The 17,597-nt window shown below is 31.6% G+C and carries 12 protein-coding genes; all 12 read right to left on the bottom strand.

The features are described 5' to 3' along the window. Window positions 1-323: 323 nt before the first annotated feature. The 12 genes from ACZ5B9_RS04645 to ACZ5B9_RS04590 all read right to left on the bottom strand — a co-directional run bounded on the left by ACZ5B9_RS04645 (window position 324) and on the right by ACZ5B9_RS04590 (window position 17,506). Window positions 324-6,995, bottom strand: coding sequence for an autotransporter-associated N-terminal domain-containing protein (locus ACZ5B9_RS04645; protein ID WP_464423548.1), 6,672 nt, complete (start codon window positions 6,993-6,995; stop codon window positions 324-326). A gap of 345 nt (window positions 6,996-7,340) precedes the next feature. Further along, window positions 7,341-8,135, bottom strand: coding sequence for an ABC transporter ATP-binding protein (locus tag ACZ5B9_RS04640; protein ID WP_464423547.1), 795 nt, complete (start codon window positions 8,133-8,135; stop codon window positions 7,341-7,343). Further along, window positions 8,135-9,280: an ABC transporter permease gene (locus tag ACZ5B9_RS04635; protein ID WP_464423546.1), complete on the bottom strand. Its 1,146-nt coding sequence runs from the start codon at window positions 9,278-9,280 to the stop codon at window positions 8,135-8,137. The genes ACZ5B9_RS04640 and ACZ5B9_RS04635 overlap by 1 nt, the downstream gene beginning before the upstream one ends. A gap of 49 nt (window positions 9,281-9,329) precedes the next feature. Further along, the gene (locus ACZ5B9_RS04630; RefSeq protein WP_464423545.1) at window positions 9,330-10,307 is read right to left on the bottom strand and encodes an ABC transporter substrate-binding protein; all 978 of its coding nucleotides are present in this window, start codon (window positions 10,305-10,307) and stop codon (window positions 9,330-9,332) included. Between the two features lie 45 nt (window positions 10,308-10,352). Continuing rightward, on the bottom strand, window positions 10,353-11,321 hold the full coding sequence (locus ACZ5B9_RS04625; RefSeq protein ID WP_464423544.1) for an ABC transporter substrate-binding protein: 969 nt from the start codon (window positions 11,319-11,321) through the stop codon (window positions 10,353-10,355). 682 nt (window positions 11,322-12,003) lie between these two features. Further along, window positions 12,004-12,285, bottom strand: a complete 282-nt coding sequence (locus ACZ5B9_RS04620; protein ID WP_021768153.1) for an HU family DNA-binding protein — start codon at window positions 12,283-12,285, stop codon at window positions 12,004-12,006. Between the two features lie 104 nt (window positions 12,286-12,389). Further along, the gene (locus ACZ5B9_RS04615; RefSeq protein ID WP_464423543.1) at window positions 12,390-15,086 is read right to left on the bottom strand and encodes a cation-translocating P-type ATPase; all 2,697 of its coding nucleotides are present in this window, start codon (window positions 15,084-15,086) and stop codon (window positions 12,390-12,392) included. Window positions 15,087-15,381: 295 nt separating this feature from the next. After that, window positions 15,382-15,909, bottom strand: a complete 528-nt coding sequence (locus tag ACZ5B9_RS04610; RefSeq protein ID WP_464423542.1) for an OmpA family protein — start codon at window positions 15,907-15,909, stop codon at window positions 15,382-15,384. Beyond that, window positions 15,882-16,079, bottom strand: a complete 198-nt coding sequence (locus tag ACZ5B9_RS04605; protein WP_026748477.1) for a hypothetical protein — start codon at window positions 16,077-16,079, stop codon at window positions 15,882-15,884. Before ACZ5B9_RS04605 ends, ACZ5B9_RS04610 begins: the two co-directional genes overlap by 28 nt. Before the next feature lie 61 nt (window positions 16,080-16,140). Further along, on the bottom strand, window positions 16,141-16,602 hold the full coding sequence (locus ACZ5B9_RS04600; protein WP_464423541.1) for a hypothetical protein: 462 nt from the start codon (window positions 16,600-16,602) through the stop codon (window positions 16,141-16,143). A gap of 107 nt (window positions 16,603-16,709) precedes the next feature. Beyond that, window positions 16,710-17,096, bottom strand: coding sequence for a hypothetical protein (locus ACZ5B9_RS04595; RefSeq protein WP_021768158.1), 387 nt, complete (start codon window positions 17,094-17,096; stop codon window positions 16,710-16,712). Window positions 17,097-17,119: 23 nt separating this feature from the next. Then, on the bottom strand, window positions 17,120-17,506 hold the full coding sequence (locus ACZ5B9_RS04590; protein ID WP_021768159.1) for an adhesion protein FadA: 387 nt from the start codon (window positions 17,504-17,506) through the stop codon (window positions 17,120-17,122). Between the last annotated feature and the right edge of the window lie 91 nt (window positions 17,507-17,597).

Here is a 17,597-nt window from a genome sequence, read left to right as displayed (position 1 = left end):
TAATAATTTCTATTTATACTATTCCCCATTTAGATAGCAAATGTTTAATAAATATTTTTTATAATCCTATGTTTTTTCTTTTTATATAAGCAAGGAAAATCACGATATTCTATATTAAATTATAAGGATTATTATACAAAAAGGGCATGACTTCTGATCCCCTTACGTAAAAAAAACGTATAAATAAGATAAAAAAAACATTTATTAATCATAATATTTATAAATACACTTATAAATATTATACCTTTATTTTATCAAAAAAAGAACAGCAAAACCTAAGTTCCGCTGCCCTCTCTTTCTTTATTCTGTCTTCTGGCTTTGTTCTAGTAAATAGCTCTGAATCCTATTCCTGCCCTTACGTTATTTCCTTTAGTATCATATCCAGCATTTACAGTAACTCCAAATCTTGTGTTATCCACTCCGATATTTAAGTCAAACTTACCATTTCCACGTCTATCTTCTTTTTCTTTCTCTAAGTTATACCATCCAGCTGTTGTATATCCTACTCTTGCTTGATTTCTTTCTTGAAGTTTTCCGATTTCATTTTCGTAAGCTGCTGTCAATCCTACTGATAAATTAGTTCTTACTGCTAATGGTTGAACAAATTTAAATTCCATTCCAACTTCAGGTTTTACTGAGAAGTAGTCATTTCCTTTAACTTGCAATCTCATTTGTCCTGTTTTCTCTTTTATGTCATTAAATTTACCATATTCCATTTTTAATGCTCCATATGGACGTAAATGTGTTCTTTCACTCATTCTTATATCATAGCCTAGCTCATTTTTAATAGCTGCTCCATAAGAATGGTAAGTTGATTTAGCCTCAAAAGTATCGTCAACTACCCAGAATCTACGTTTCATATTATTAACTCCTGCAAACACATCTCCTGAAATTGTCCATTGCAATGCACCATTATGATCTCCTTTTGGCGACATTGTCTTGAATACTCCAAGTTTAAGCATTGTTTGATCTTCTCTTGAATGTCCAATATCTTTAAATCTAAATCTATTTGTTACAGCTCCAGCATACCATCCACTTGAGTTACCCATTCGTATTTTTTCATCTTCATGAACATAAGCTACACCATAGGCGTTACTTTTATAATTAATGATTCCTGCTGTGTCAGTACTATACTCATCTCTTGCACCAAATACTTTAATTTTGTTATTTTGTTTAGATGGGTTTCTCCACTCATCTCTCAAATATTTAAATTCTTTATCCAAAGTATTTCCAGTTGCATTAATTCTTTGTTGAAGATTTGCATATTGATGCCCTTTCATTTCATCCACAGCTTGTGTAAAGATATGAGTTTCACCTTTACCAATTCCATTAAGTTTATCAAAGATTAATCTTTCTCTTGATCCTAGTGGTTCAACACCGTATCTTTGTTCCAATCCATCAAGGAAATTATATGAATTTTCATCTTTTGCACTTGTGAAGAATGTATAAGGTATTTTTACCATATACAATGTTTCAATAGGTTTTGTTGCACCTTGTACAGGTTGTGCAAGCCAAGTTAGTCCTGCTGAATTAATATTCAATGTTGTTCCTGTTGTAGTCAATGAAGATATAGCATTATTATATGGACTCAAGATATTTTGACCAATTTCAATTGCTTTTGCATTAGTATATTTAGCCGCTTCTGTACCAATAATAAGATTAATATTTTCAAGTCCAATTAAGTTATTTAATCCTTGAATAGGATTTGTATAGTTTACTCCTGAAGTATCAACATACATTCCAATTTCGGTTACTTGTGCATTTGAACTTGTATTTGCATACAATGGCAGTGATAAATCAAGTGTTGTTGAGCCTGCTGTTACATATGCAGGTGTCGGACTTGCTATATTTGTATCTACTCCTGTAAGTGTTACTTCTCTATCATTAATTGTTAATCTTGGTACTTTTGGAGGATTTTGAATTAATAGTTTCCCTTTTGGCGTTACAATATACTTCTGATCTGTAGAAGTCGCAGAATACACAGCCGCTTTTGTTCCACTTACTGTTCCTGTACCAGCTGTTGGCTCATTCCTTTGACTTAATGCTGACAATGCATCTTGATATATTCCTATTCCTCCTGGTGAAGTAATTGAAATAGTTCCATAGTTCTTAATATATCCACCGTTTACTGTTGCAACTCCTTTAATTCCAGAAGCTGTTCCAGTAGATTTAATAGTTCCGTAGTTTACTCCTTCTGCTCCTTGGTCAATATACATACCAGTTGCATTTTTACCAGAAATATCAATTGTACCATGATTGATAGCTTTTGAACCTGCTCCTACAGCGTACATACCTATTGAATTATCTTTACCTACATTAATTGTTCCTCTATTTTCAATAAGCCCTTCATTTGAAATCGCTCCAGTTGTTTCATTGTAGTATCCTGTTGCCATACCAATACCGTATTCTTTAGCAACTAAGTCAGTTCCACCAACTGTTATTGTTCCGTAGTTAATTGCACCTAATCCAGCCGAACTTCTTCCTGTTGAATAAATACCAACATTTCCATTTCCACCAGTTAAATCAATATTTCCATAATTTTCAGTTCTTCCAGCAGTATACAATCCATATGATTTTCCGCCAGTAGTTGTAATATCAGTATTACTGTAAACATATCCGTTTTTATCATTTGAATAAGCATAAACTGAATCTGGTCCAAGTGAAGCTGTTAATTTATTTGTTGCTGTACCAAGCAATAAATCAGTTCCTGTTTTAGAATCCACAACATAACCAAATGCATTTGTTCCAACAGTCATATTAGTTCCTGTATTTGTAACTGTTGTTTTCAAAGGATTTGTAGCATCATCTGCAATAAATACCCCTACTGCCTGGTTATTACCAACATTAATTGTTCCACCTCGTAAATCTACTGTTGAAGCTGTAATTATTCTATTATCAGATGAACCAGTTGCAAAAATACCTACCCCATCTTCTCCAACATTAATCGTTCCATTTGACATAGTTACATCATTTGAGGCTCCATAAATACCATAAGATTTCTTACCAATATTTAAAGTTCCAGATGTTTCTATTGTTGTATCAGCATCATTTGTAAACATACCAATTATTGGTGTAGTTCCTGTTGTATCAGCAAGTTCAAGTGTTCCTTTATTTACAAGAGCTGCACTTAATCTATCAGTTGTTAATCCTTGTGCTGCTACAATAGCAGGATCAATTGAACCATAAGTTCCATACATTGCAACTCCCTCTTGTCCACTTATTGTAATCTTACCTGCTGTATCATTTGTAAGTACTCCACCTTCGGTAATCATACCGATAGCATTCTTACCTGACATTGTAATTTCGCCTTTATTAGTAGCTTGAGTATAAGCATTTCCTATTTTAGCGTAATCCATATTCGTTCCAGTAGCATTTAAGCTATTATTCTTAGCATAAATTCCTAAAGAATTATCTCCATCAAGAGTAATTTTACCACTACTTGTAATATCTACAGTTCCTAATTTATTTACAGGTGAAGATGGACCAGTCGTTCCGAATTTTTCATACACAACATTACCTTTACTGTCTATTCTATATGAAAGTCCAAGAATACCAATACTATCTTTACCACCAACTTCAATAGTTCCGTTAGTTTTATTATCCACTTGTGTTCCATTTGTAGCATAAAGTCCTACTGCAAAATCATTTGGTGTTGTCTTTTCAACTTCAATTTTTCCGTCATTAGAGATAGTTCCGTAGTTTACATACGCACCTACTCCACCATTTCCACTATCTGTTCTGTCTACAGTGAGTGTAGCACCATTTGCAACATTTACTCCAGTTGTAGCTCTACTTGTAGAGTTTCCGCTGGCACTTACGTCAAGTCCTACAGGTACTGTTAAACTTGTATTAATTGAAGATAATTCTGTAGTGTCAAGGTGAGCCTTTAATTGATGTCCAGAATCCACATTAATTATAGAGTTTTGTACTTGCAATCTTCTTGTAAATACTTCACTATCTGAACCTGTTGTTGTATCAGCTTTATCAATATCTCCTTTAATATTTATAGTAGCTCCATCAACTAAAGCATATTTATATTTTGTAATACCACTTGCAGCAGTTACAGTTACACCTGAACCAAGAACTTGATCTTTCAAACTTGGTGTACTATTAGTCGCATTTAATACCATTCCAGAACCTGAAGTATCTTTCAAATCAGCTATTATAACATCATCCGATAATACATTTACTGTTGCATTTGTTAAAGTTACCCAATTATTAAGCCCTGAAACATCTTTTACAAAACCAATAGATTTTCCACCTAATTCTAAAGTTCCATTTGTCAAATCAATTGTTCCTGTATTTCCTGATATATCTGGATTTCCTGTGTAAAGAGCATAACCTTCTCCAGTATAAGATACTTTACCGTCTTCTAAATTTACATCAGCTCCTTTTATTGAAGCTACTGCTGTAGATCCATTTGTAACTTTAATAGTGTTATTTTTGGCTTTTATTTTAGTATTTGCATCAGATGCAAATAAACCAAATCCAGTATAATTCTTTGTTGGTTTATATGTAGCAGTTGCTGAATCATATTCAGTTACATTTGCTCCAGTTATATCTACATTTGCTCCACTTCCAAAAGTATTTGCTGAACTACGACTAATATCAACTTCTGCCCCATTTACAGCATAAACAGCTCCTGTTGTTTGTCCAGTTTTTTCCGGATTTGAAGCATCGTATGCTACAATTGGATTTATAGTACTAATTTGACTTTTTACTTTCAATCCACCTTTATCTTCATGAGTTTTTACTTTAGTTCCATCAGCATAAATATATATTGCATCTGTTGTTGGAGTACTTCCAGTTTCTATACTTTTTGCTGACACAACATTTGATGGTGTCCCTTGTGCGAATATAGCAGTATTTCCTACCCCTCCATTTAAAAGCATTTCACTTTCAGAATACACACTACCATTACCCTTAACAGCTATACCAGTATTTCTGATACCTTCATCCATTCGAACTCTACCAAGTCCTAAATTTACTATCGCATTACTATCAGTCGGATAAACTCCAACATTATTTGAACCATTTTCTAAGAATATATAATGCCCTTGCAAATCCATAGATGAAGCTGTATATATACCTGCTGATCCAGATTTTATCAATTTCTTTGTAGTCGGATCTTCTCCTTCATTTCCTGTATTAGTTAATTTTGCCGCAAAAACACCATTAAAGAAACTGTTTGTTACTGGAACATATAATCCTGCACTTTTATCTCCACTAATTTCTATTGGTTTTGCATGAGATTCTGCAGTTGCTCCATCTGTAATTAAACCAGTTAATTTATTGTAAGTTTTTCCGGTATTCCCTGTTACATAAGTCATCGTACGTGTCGCAGTTCCTGGAAGAGCAGCACCTACTGTTTCTTGACTTCCAGCTGAAGTATCGTCAGAGAAATTCAAATGAACTGCTGTTCCGTTATTAACTTTTAAATATATTCCTACTGATTCAGGTTTAGTTATTTTTATTGTTCCTTTATTTGTAAAACCTATGTATCTTTTTGCCATACTATTATTTATAAATAAAATTGCTGTTTTTTCAGTATTTGAAGTTATATTCCCAGTGCTCCCGTTATAATAATACTGATGTCCTCTCGTTGAATAAACATGGGGTGATACTACAAAAATCCCATGACCATCAGCATCAGTAGAATTTAATTCTATTTTACCTCTATTAATAATTACTCCGTTACTATTGTCTTCATGAATATAACTATTAGAAAAAGAAGCAGACGGACCTGTCATAGTAACTGTACCACTATTACCAAACACATTATATTCATCTAGTGTAGTTCCTGTACTATCAAAAATGTTTGTATCAACAATATCATTAAAATCTGCAGTAAAGCCTGTTAATGTAGAAGTTGTTATTGCTGTTCTAACAGCAGCAGCATTTATTCCATGATGCACATCCTGATGAACTAATTCTTCCGTTTGAGTTGACGGAGTTTGACTAATATAATTAACAGTTGCATTATTTAGTATAAATGAGCTAGGAGCATTTCCATTTCCAGATGTTTGAAAAAAACCATTTTTGCTAGTTTCAGAACCAGTAATTTGATTTGTTACTGTTGTAGTTGTTCCTGGAACTTTACCACTTAACTCTGGTACTGAAGAAGCAATATTCATAGCAGAGGTATTCACTACTTTAAGACCATCTATTGTATAACTCCAAGTTGAATAATTAGTTTGAGTTCTAACTGCTCTAATTGTCCCATCTAAAACTGTCACACCTTCAAAGACACCATTATTATTCCCACCACTTCCATTGTTTACAGCTAATGTTTTTGCTCCACTTCCCTTTGATTCAGCATTAAGCACTAAATTTATAGTAATACTTGGATCTGGCGGTAGTACTGTTGGTGCTGTTGGTGCTTCTACAACTCTTGGCTCAAACGATGGCAAACTTGCAATCGCCACATTTTTTTGAATATTTGGATTAGTTTTTGTTATTGATTTTGGTGTGATTGAAGCACTTATAGGAATTGCTGCATTTGGCTCGTAAGCAAATCCTAATGTTGTTGTGTTGTTTGCACTTCCTTCACTTATTGGTTTTGCGATATATCTATTTAAAGTTTGATCTCTTTTGTAAATGACATTACCAACTTTATTTCCTTTTCCTTTAAAACTTCCATGCCAGTCATTATAAAAATAATTCATACCATATTGCCAGCTGCTCCAAGGTGATTTTGTTACATGATCTCCTTGTTCCATTAACTGAGTCAATTCCAATGTTGTATCTTTGATTAATTTGTTATTTTCTTTTCTTGCTCTTTTAAAATCAGTTCGTATTTGATTTATAGACGTGTTTATTTGATTAACTTGATTTTTAATATCTGTATTCTCATTTTCTGCAAATATATTATTTGATGCAAAAAGCATCCCTGTCATTAAAAATGTAATTAATGCAGAGTTTGTATATTTAAAATCTTTTGTTCTTTTTGCAAATGCACGTAGTTCTTGTGAAATTTTTCTAAGATTGTTTTTCATAGACTCTTTTTCTCCTTTTCTTTATTAAAAGATATTTTTATAATTTGTATTGTAAAAACATATTCAAAATTACTATTCATAAGAAATCATGAAAAGTTTTGATATTTATAATATTTAAGCATAGATATTAAAAAAAATTTTTTAAAAGTGTGATTTTAGTGATTTTAAGTGAATTTCAGCTTTTAAAATATACTTTATTACAATTTTCCATTTTACTTAAATACTATATTTTAGTTTTAAATACAAAAATTTAAAATATACTATTCTAATATTTTAACAGATTTTCAAAAATTGTCAATACCTTTTTTATTAATTATTTTTAATTTTTTTCAAAGAAATTTTATTTTAATTATTTGAAAATATATCTTTGTCTGATAACTTTGCATCTTTTGTTTTAAACATTTCAAGCAATTTTTCCACCGTCAGTTTTTTCTTTTCCTCTCCTTTTATATCAAAAATTATTTCTCCTGCATGAAGCATAATAAGCCTATTTCCATAAGTTATGGCATCTTGCATATTATGTGTTATCATAAGACTTGTTATATTATTTTTTTCAATAATTTCCTTTGTTTTTTCCAAAATTATTTCTGAAGTTTGAGGATCAAGCGCTGCTGTATGTTCATCTAATAATAAAATGTCTGGACGGTTCAAAGTTGCCATTATTAAGGACAAGCATTGTCTTTGTCCACCAGATAATAGTCCTACCTGTGTAAACAATTGATTTTCCAGTCCAAGTCCCAGACTTGCCAATTGCTTTTTATAAAATTCAATATTTTTTACATCCAATCCAAAGGTAAAGTTAAAACGCTTTCCTTTATTTTTAGCCATTGACAAATTTTCCAGCACTGTCATTGATGGAGCTGTTCCCATTGTTGGGTTTTGATAAACTTGCGAAATCCATTTTGCTCTTTTATGCTGTTCTACATTTGTTATATCATTCCCATTTAAAACAACATTTCCTCCATCTGGAATAATTTGTCCATTTAATACATTCAAAAGTGTAGACTTTCCAGCACCGTTACTTCCAATAATTGTTATAAAATCCCCGTCATTTATTGTAAAATTCAAGCCTTTAAATACTTGTTTTTCTGTTCCCAGTTCAGAGAAGAAAGTTTTATGTAAATTTTTTAATTCTATCATTAATTTTCCTCTCCCTTCTCAATCAATTTTACTTTTTTCTTACCTTTTTTAGTTTTCTGAATCAACTCATTCCATAGGATTACTGCAAGAATTATCGCTGTTATAACTTTTACATCTGTTGGCTTAACTTCCAGTATCTTTATAACATTATCACTGAAATGAAGCCCTTCGTACATATTTCTTGTCCAGCTATTCGACATCAGAGCTAAATTTATTATGAAATAATACATTAAAGAACCGATTGTAACAATGGAAATTTCATTTATTACTTGTGATTTTTTCAATACCCCAAGTCCTAGAATAATTGCCGCAAGCCCAATAACAATTGTTCCTACTCCAGACTGCAAATCCGCAACTTTAATATTTTGTGCAAATAATGCGCCTGCTAATGCCACAACTCCATTTGCCAGCATTAACCCAAATATTTTTAATCTTTTTTCATTTACTCCAAGACTTACTACAAGCTGTTCATTATTTCCCAATGCTCTCAATGCAAATCCAAATTTTGATGTCAAGATATAATCAACAATCATTTTTATAACAAATGCAATGAGTATTGTAAGCATAAGTTTTACATCTTTTGTACTCGCAACATAAATTATCAATCCAATTACAAAAGCTATATAAACAATAAGACTTCTTATCATATATTTATTTTCTTTTATTTTATAATCATAAAGACCTTTTAAAATAAGTAAAATAACAAACATAATTATAAAAGGTATAAAATTCTTTTCATAAGAAATTATTTCATAAATACTTCTTTCTGGCGAGATAAACACATTAGGCATTCCAACAATTCTCGAATTTATACTGTAAAGTCCCGTCATTACCAAAATTCCTGAAAGCAATCCATTAATTTTTAGATAAACATGCAATGCTCCTGTAATATATCCTGCAATCATTCCGCACACTACTGCCAAAATAAGACCCATAATCGGACTTGTTATTCCAAAAAAACCGTTTTTAGAAAGTGCAAATGCCGCAAATACAAATCCTCCTAATGGAAAAGTTCCATCTACTGACATATCAGGAAAATCCAGTATCTTATAAGTCAAATACACTCCCATAACCATTATTGAATATATAAACCCTGTTTTAAAAGCCTCTGGAAGACTTTGTAAAAATACTAATAATTCATTCATTTAACTTTTTTCTCTCTTTCTTTTCTGTTCTCTCCATTTAATTTATTATTTATTTTCCTACAAATTCAGCTCCATTAAACATAGGATTTTTTATATCCAGTCCTAATGCCTGTGCTGTCTTCTGGTTTACGTACAGTTTCATTTGCTTTGAAGTTTCAAAAGGAATTTGAGAAACTGGTTTTCCTTTAAGAATTTCGATTGCCATTTCTCCGGTACGTTTTCCTAATGCATAATAGTCCAGTCCCATTGTAAACAATGCTCCCAGTTCCACAGAAGAGTTTTCACTTGCAATTACAGGTTTTTTAGCTGCAATCGCTTCGGAAGCGACAAAGTTTGCCCCTGATACAACAAGATTATCTGTTGGTAAATACAATGCATCAGTTACTCCCAATAAATTTTTAGTAGCCTGTGCCAGTTCACCAAAATTGCTTATTCCCTGCAACACAACTTCTATATTTTTTTCCTTGGCAATTTTTTGAATTTCCTGAACTTGAACAGCCGAATTTTGTTCTGATGGATTATAGAGAACTCCAACTTTTTTTACATCAGGCTTTATTTTCAAAAGTAAATCCAATTGTACTGCAATATTTTCTACTTTATCACTTGTTCCTGTTACATTTGGATTCAAAAGTTTTGCACTTGATGGATCTGTAACAGCTGAAAATAGCACTGGAGTATCTGAAATATTATTTACCAATGCCTGTGCAGATGGTGTTGCAATCCCAAATACTAGGTCTTTTTTATCTGCCTTGTAATTTGAAGCTATCAAATTTGCATTTGTTACTTCCCCATTTGCATTTTTTTCATCAAAATCTGCATTTATACCAGCTTCCTTGAATGCATCCTCAAATCCTTTTTTTGCCAAATTAAGTGATGGATGTTCCATGAACTGTGTTACACCAATTTTATAAACTTGTTTATTATCAGCTGACTGTGAACCTTTATTTCCGCTGACAGTATTGCTTTCGTTGTTTCCACATGCCAATACCATTAATAAACTTATAACTACTAATAATATTTTTTTCATTTCTCTTCCTTTCCTATTATCTCGCTAAATCTTTTTATCAAAATTTTATTGAACAATCTGTGCTTTGGCTTTTACATCTTCAGGCAACGAAATTCCAAGCGTCTTAAGAGTATTTCCATTTACCACAATTTCATTTAAAGGCATTGTCTTAAACTGTATTTCAGCTGGTTTTTTACCATTTTTCAAAATTTCAATTGCCATTTTACCAGCTTCTTTTCCTATTTCATAATAACTTACACCTTGTGTAATCAAAGCTCCGCCTTTTACATGAGCCGCTTCCCCACCAAATACTATTTTTTTAGCTGCGGCTGCTTTATCTGTAATCAAGCTTACAACAGATGCCACAAGATTATCTGTTGGCAAATAAATTGCATCTGTTTCCCTAACTAGATTATCTACCGCCTGAGGTATTTCATTTGCTTGAACAATACTTTTTTCAACAATATTTATTCCTAGTTCCTTTGCCGCATTTTTCAAATCTTCCACTTGAACCTTTGAATTTTGTTCCGAAGAATTGTAAAGTACTCCAACTGTCTTTATTTTTGAATCTAATTTTAACAGTAATCCCAATTGCTGTTTTACATTCATTCTGTCACTTACACCCGTTACATTATCTTTCAAAATTCCAGCTGACTGCGGATCTGTAATTGCTGCAAATACAACAGGTATATCATTTGTAGCCTGTGCCGCCGGCTGAGCCGCGTTTGTCGCAATTGCAAATATTAAATCCTCTTTTGAACTAACAAAGTTATTAGCAATCAAATTTGCATTAGCTGTTTCTCCATTTGCATTTTTCTCATCAAAATCAGCTTCAATTCCTGCTTCCTTAAAAGCAGCCCTAAATCCTTCCCTTGCACTGTCAAGTGCTGGATGTGATGCAATCTGTGTAATTCCAATTCTATACTTCTTAGAGCCTGTCCCAGCTCCACTGCTACCTTTATTCTCACTACCTGAATTTCCACAGCTTAAAACCATAAGTGTCAACGCACTAATTAAAATCAATAATTTTCTCATCAATTTTTCCTCTCTTTCCTACTATCCTACAAATTTTCTCAGAACATTCAAAATAATTTTTAAAATCTATTTTAAAGTTTTGAGTTAATAAAATATTATCCTTTCAGCAAAATTAGATAATATTTTTTCCTACTATAAAATAATAACATTTTTTTCTCTTTAAAGCAATATTATTATTTCCTTTTAATAACTTTTTTGATTTATTTTTTCATTTTTAAATTAAATAAAATCTTCTTTAATTTTTATTTTATTTGATTAATAAATATTTTTTCTTGATTTTATTTTTTGTTTTAGTTAAATCAATTGTTTTAATTAAACTAAAAATGTCGTGATTTTTTGGAAATAAAAATTTCTGTTTGAGCAAAGCGAGTTTAATTTTTATTTTCAAAAAATTCTTAGACAAGCCGGGATTAGTGCTTAGCACTTTCGCCTATATCTAAAAATATTATAATTTTAAGAAATTAAAATAACTAGTATTGCGAAATAAAAGGGGATGGCGACTGTTCCCCTTTGCTTTAAAACAAAGAAAAACTAAAAAATTATGAAAAACATTTTTTTATCATTAAAACTTAAAATTACAATAAATGTTTATCTAAATAATTAAAAATAAAACAAAAAAACTATCTTGAAAAAATAAACAATCTTCAAGATAGCTTTAATTTATTAAAAATAGAATATTTTATTATTTAGCGTCAGCAACTTTATCAGCTAATTTTTTCCCAACTTTGAATTTTACAACTTTTTTAGCTTTTATTTTGATTGGTTTTCCAGTTGATGGATTTCTTCCTTCTCTAGCAGCTCTTTCTTTTACTTCAAAAGTTCCCCAACCTACAAATTGGATACTTTCACCTTTTACTAAGAATTCTTCTGCTGTTCCTAAAAAAGCATTTACTAACTCTTCAGCTCTTTTCTTAGTTTCTCCAGTTGCTTTTGCATAAGCATCTACAAATTCTTTTTTTGACATTATATCTCCTCCAAACTTTTTATTACATCATTTACTATATGTTACCACATTTTCAGTATTTGTCAAGACTTTATAAAAATTAAAAGTTAAGTTTATATGGATTTTTAATTGGCTTTTTTTCTTGAAATTAATTTTATAATTTCATTTACAGCAAACGGTATTAATGCAAATATTAGCACTACATCCCAATTTCCAAATGAAATGTTTGTTACTTTAAATATTTTTGCAATTGGTGCAAATGAAGTTAATCCTATTTGCAATGCAATTCCGATTATAATCGAATAAATTAAATATTTATTTTTGAAAATTCCAATTTCAAATATTGTTTTTTGGCTGTTTCTCATTGTCAACGAATAGAATAATTGTGATACCGTAAGCACGATAAATGCCATTGTTCTACCTTGTGTCAAGGCATGTTTTGCAGCTGCATCTCCAGCTTTTGCCATTGCTTCTAACTGCCCTAAGTTCCCAATCATTCCAGTTTCGTTAATTCCGATATAAAATGCAATTAATGTCAATAGACCAATTAATGTCCCACCAATTACTGCTCGCATTCCTGCACCTTCAGAAAAGAAACTTTCCTTAGGATTTCTTGGCTGACGTTTCATTACATCCTTATCCCCTGGATCAATTCCAAGTGCTAACGCTGGTAAAGTATCAGTAACTAAGTTTACCCATAATAATTGTGTTGCAACAAGTGGCAAATCCCAATTTAGCAATGTTGAAAGAAAAATACAGATTATTTCTCCCAAATTACATGAAAGCAAGAAAATTATCGTTTTTTTGATATTGTTATAAATGTTTCTTCCTTCTTCAATTGCATGAACAATTGTAGTAAAATTATCATCTGTTAAAATCATATCACTTGCACCTTTGGAAACATCAGTTCCTGTAATTCCCATAGCAACACCAATATCGGCAAATTTAAGCGACGGTGCATCATTTACTCCATCTCCTGTCATTGAAACGATATTACCTTTTTCCTTAAATGCTCTTACAATTTTTACCTTATGTTCAGGAGAAACCCTTGCAAAAACTTTATATTTACCAATATTTTTAGAAAATTCCTTATCTGAAATTTCATCAATCTCAGCACCAGTCAAACTTTGGCTTATATCTGTTGCAATTCCTAATTCTTTTGCAATAGCAACTGCCGTATTCTTGTGATCTCCTGTAATCATAATTGGAGTAATTCCAGCACTTTTTGCTTCCATTATTGAATCTTTAACTTCTGTTCTTGGCGGATCAATCATTCCAACAATTCCAACTACAACCAGTTCTTTTTCCATTTCTTCAGGAGCAATTACATCATCTACATCTTTAAAAGCTACTCCAAGCACACGAAGTGCATCATCAGACATTTCTGTTGCAACTTTTAATATTTTTTCTTTCATTTCCTCAGTCAATGCAACAATTTTTCCATCTACTAAAATTTTATCTGCTCTTACTAGAATATTGTCAATAGCACCTTTTGTATGAACTCTATACTTTCCACTTCCTTCTTCATTTAATGTTGACATTAATTTTCTGTCTGAATCAAATGGATTTTCACTAACTCTTTTATACTCTGCATTCAAAGTATTTTTTTCAAGATTAAACCTGTCTCCCAGTACAACCAGTGCCACTTCTGTCGGATCTCCGATATCCTGTCCGCTGTCAATTGAAGCGTCTGAACAAAGAACAAACGAACGGATTAACTCAGTTTCATCCTTATTTGCCACAAAATCTCTGCCTTCTGACGGTATATCTCTCAAATTATCAAGTGTATAAGTTTTTACAACTGTCATTTTATTTTGCGTCAGTGTTCCTGTTTTATCAGAACAGATTATATTTACTGCTCCCAATGTTTCAACTGCAGGCAATTTTCTTACAATCGCATTTTTCTTTGACATTTTATTTACACCCATTGCAAGCACAATTGCAACAATTGCAACAAGTCCTTCAGGAATCGCAGCAACTGCCAAACTTATTGAAGTCATAAACATTCCCAAAATAGGACGTTTCTGAATAATCCCTACAATAAATATCACAGCACAAATTCCCATTGCAATATAACCAAGTGTTTTACCCAATTCATCTAATTTTATTTGAAGCGGAGTCAATGTACTTTCATCTTCATCAAGTATTTTCGCAATTTTACCAATTTCAGTTTCCATTCCTGTTGCAACTATGACACCTTCGCCACGTCCATAAGTAGCCATAGTTGACATAAATGCCATATTCTCCTTATCTCCAACAGGAATTTTTTCATCTTTTGTAATAAAATCAGCATTTTTCTCACTCGGTACAGATTCTCCTGTAAGTGCTGACTCTTCAATTTGTAAATTGGCACTTTCTATAAGTCTTACATCAGCTGGAATATATCTCCCTGCATCAATTACCAAAATATCTCCTGGAACTAAATCTTCCGAATTAACCTCTATAACTTCTCCATTCCTACGAACTAGGCTCTTAGGAGTTGTCATTTGCTGTAGTGCCTCAAGTGCCTTTTCAGCTTTAGATTCCTGAACCACTCCAACTACCGCATTTATAAGTACTACTGCCATTATAATCAAAGCATCCGTCCAGCCATGTTTAATATCCACAATCAAGTTTATTACAGCCGCAGCAATTAATACATAAATTAACATATCCTGAAGCTGTGCAATAAATAGCTGTAATAATGTCTTTTTAGGTTTTCCTTTCAATTTATTTTGTCCATATTTTTGAAGCCTAGCATTAACCTCATCAGTTGTCAAACCAACTTTAGGATCAACATTCAGCTCCTTTAACACATCATTTTGTGATTTTGTAAACCACATAATTTTTACACCTCTTTCTCTAATTTTATACTATTCCCAATTAAAATAATATATTTACTATCATTTCTACTACGCAAGTGCCAAGACTCCTTGTCACAAAATAAATAAAATATTATTTTTATTTTTAAATAGAGCTTAGTATTATTAGTTCAATTTTAAAAGTATTTTGGTATATTATACACTAAAATAAATTTTATTTCACTATAATTCTAAAATTTTTTACAAAAAAATTGTCTAATTGTTTCAATAAAGAAATAACTAGACAATTTATAAAATACTTCCCATTTAATATTTACTATTTTGTAGCTTTGAACTCAATTCTTCTGTTTTCAAATCTTCCTTGTTCAGTATCATTTGGAGCGATTGGTTCAGATTCTCCTCTTGATTCTACACTTAAGACTCTTGCAGGATCTAATCCAAATTCTATCAATTTATCTCTAACTGCTATTGCCCTTCTCATACCTAAAGCCATATTATAAGCGTCAGTACCTTTAGAATCTGTATGTCCTATAATTGTTAATCTGAAGTCATTTTGTTCAGCATAGTCTTTAACGTTTCTCAATAATTCAAAGTATTGTGGTTTTACTACTGACTTATCGAAGTCAAAGTTTAATCTTCCTGAATCAAATACCCAAGTTTGTGGTTCTGGAGCTGGTTCTGGTACTGGTTCTGGGATTGGTTCTGGAGCTGGCTCTTCTAACTCAAGAGCATTAATTCTAATTGTATTTTCTCTCATTTGAGTAGTTGTCAGCCTTCTTGCCATCAATGGTGAAGCAACTAACAACCCTAATGCAATTATTGTTGTTGTTGTTCGTCTAACCATGTTTCAGCCTCTCTTTCTAATGATCTATATTTTTGGCTACCTGGATTTGGTTTGTTTTCTTTTAAATAATCTTCAATATGATTCAATCTAGTTGTGTTGTAATCTACTAATTTTGCGTTTGTACAAGACAAAGCTCCTAATCCTACGAATAATAATGCTAACTTTTTCATATTTTTCATTTCCTTTCTAAACATCCAATTTATTTTTTATTTTCTCTCTTGATTTTAACTCTTAGTTCATTCTATTTTGAATAGCATCTAATCTTTGTTCCATTTGATCTAACATTTCATTTGTTTTATGGAATTTTTCAATGTTACTGTTGATTTGATCTACTCTTTTTCTAATTCTTTGAATTTCTACATCCATCATTTTACTTTCAGACATATTTTTTCTTTGAGCTCTTAAGTTTCTTGTTTCTGCTCTTCTTTGAGCTGCTTCTTTAGCTTTTGCTGCTCTTGCTTCAGCTTGTGCTCTTGCTGCTTCTGCTTTTTGACGTGCATCTTGGCTAACACCTGAAGTTGTTTCAACTACTTCTTCAACTGGAACAACAACAACTTCTTCTTCCACAACACCTTTTGCTGCTTGTTTAGCTTGTTGTGCTTGTCTTTGTTTAGCTACTTTAACTAATCTTTGCACAGCGGCATCAGTATTTGTTGGAGCTGAAAATGATAATTGACTCATCGCTAACACCATTACAGCTACTAATCCTAATATTTTTTTCATTGATTTTCCTTTCCTGAATAATATTTATATTAAAAATATTGTCCTTCAAAATAACTAAATTTTTAATTTTTTAATTCTTATTTAGTTGTTCTTCTAGATTTTTTTGGAGCATTTTTTACGCCATCTCTTCCAAGAACGCTATCAAATTCTCCTAGTTCTTTTTCTTCTCTTTGTACACTTCTTACTACTCTTTCGTAAAAGTCTACTCTATCTGCTGCTTTAGCTGCGTTGTATTCTAATTTTTCAATTGGAGATTTTCTTTTAACTACTTCTTTTTCTTCTACAACACCATCTTCATCAATTGTAACTAATTTTTCAGTTGTCATTTTTGGTTCTTTAGGTGCTTTTATACTTTTGTAGTAATCATCTCTAGCTTGCTTTAATATTTCTTGTGGAGAAGCTGCCATCATAGGCACAGATAATACTGCTACTATTCCACACAATAATAATTTTTTTGCTTTCATCTTTTAATTACCATTCCTTTCAATTAATTCATTACTGATAATAATGTATCCAATTCTGCAATTTTTTGTTCTTTTGCTGCAATTGATTTGTTTATATTTTTATAAAGAGTTTCGGAATTATTCAGTATTTTTTTATATTTGTCTCTGTGCCATCTAACTTCTGAATCCACTCTTAATTTTTCTAATAATTTTTCTCTATTAGCTTGTTTAGATTTTAAATCTTCAACTTCAGCTTCTAATTGTGCTTTTTGTTGTCTATAGCTTTCTTTTTGTGCTTCTTCTTTTTTCATTAATTCATTGAATTGACTTTCAATTGAATTTAAGCTGCTTTCTAATGTCTTTTTTTCAGCAGAGAAACCTATTGACGAAACCATCATTATTCCAACTAAAAAGAATATTGTCTTTTTCATTCGATTTTCCTCCTAATTATTTAATTTCATAACAATAAATGAATATGAAATCACTGTTAAATCACTTACCTATCATCACTTATTTAATATT

This window comes from Leptotrichia sp. SK-5 (assembly GCF_055387215.1).
Note: the sequence above shows the minus strand (reverse complement) of the source record. Positions and strands in the feature narration are given on the sequence as shown.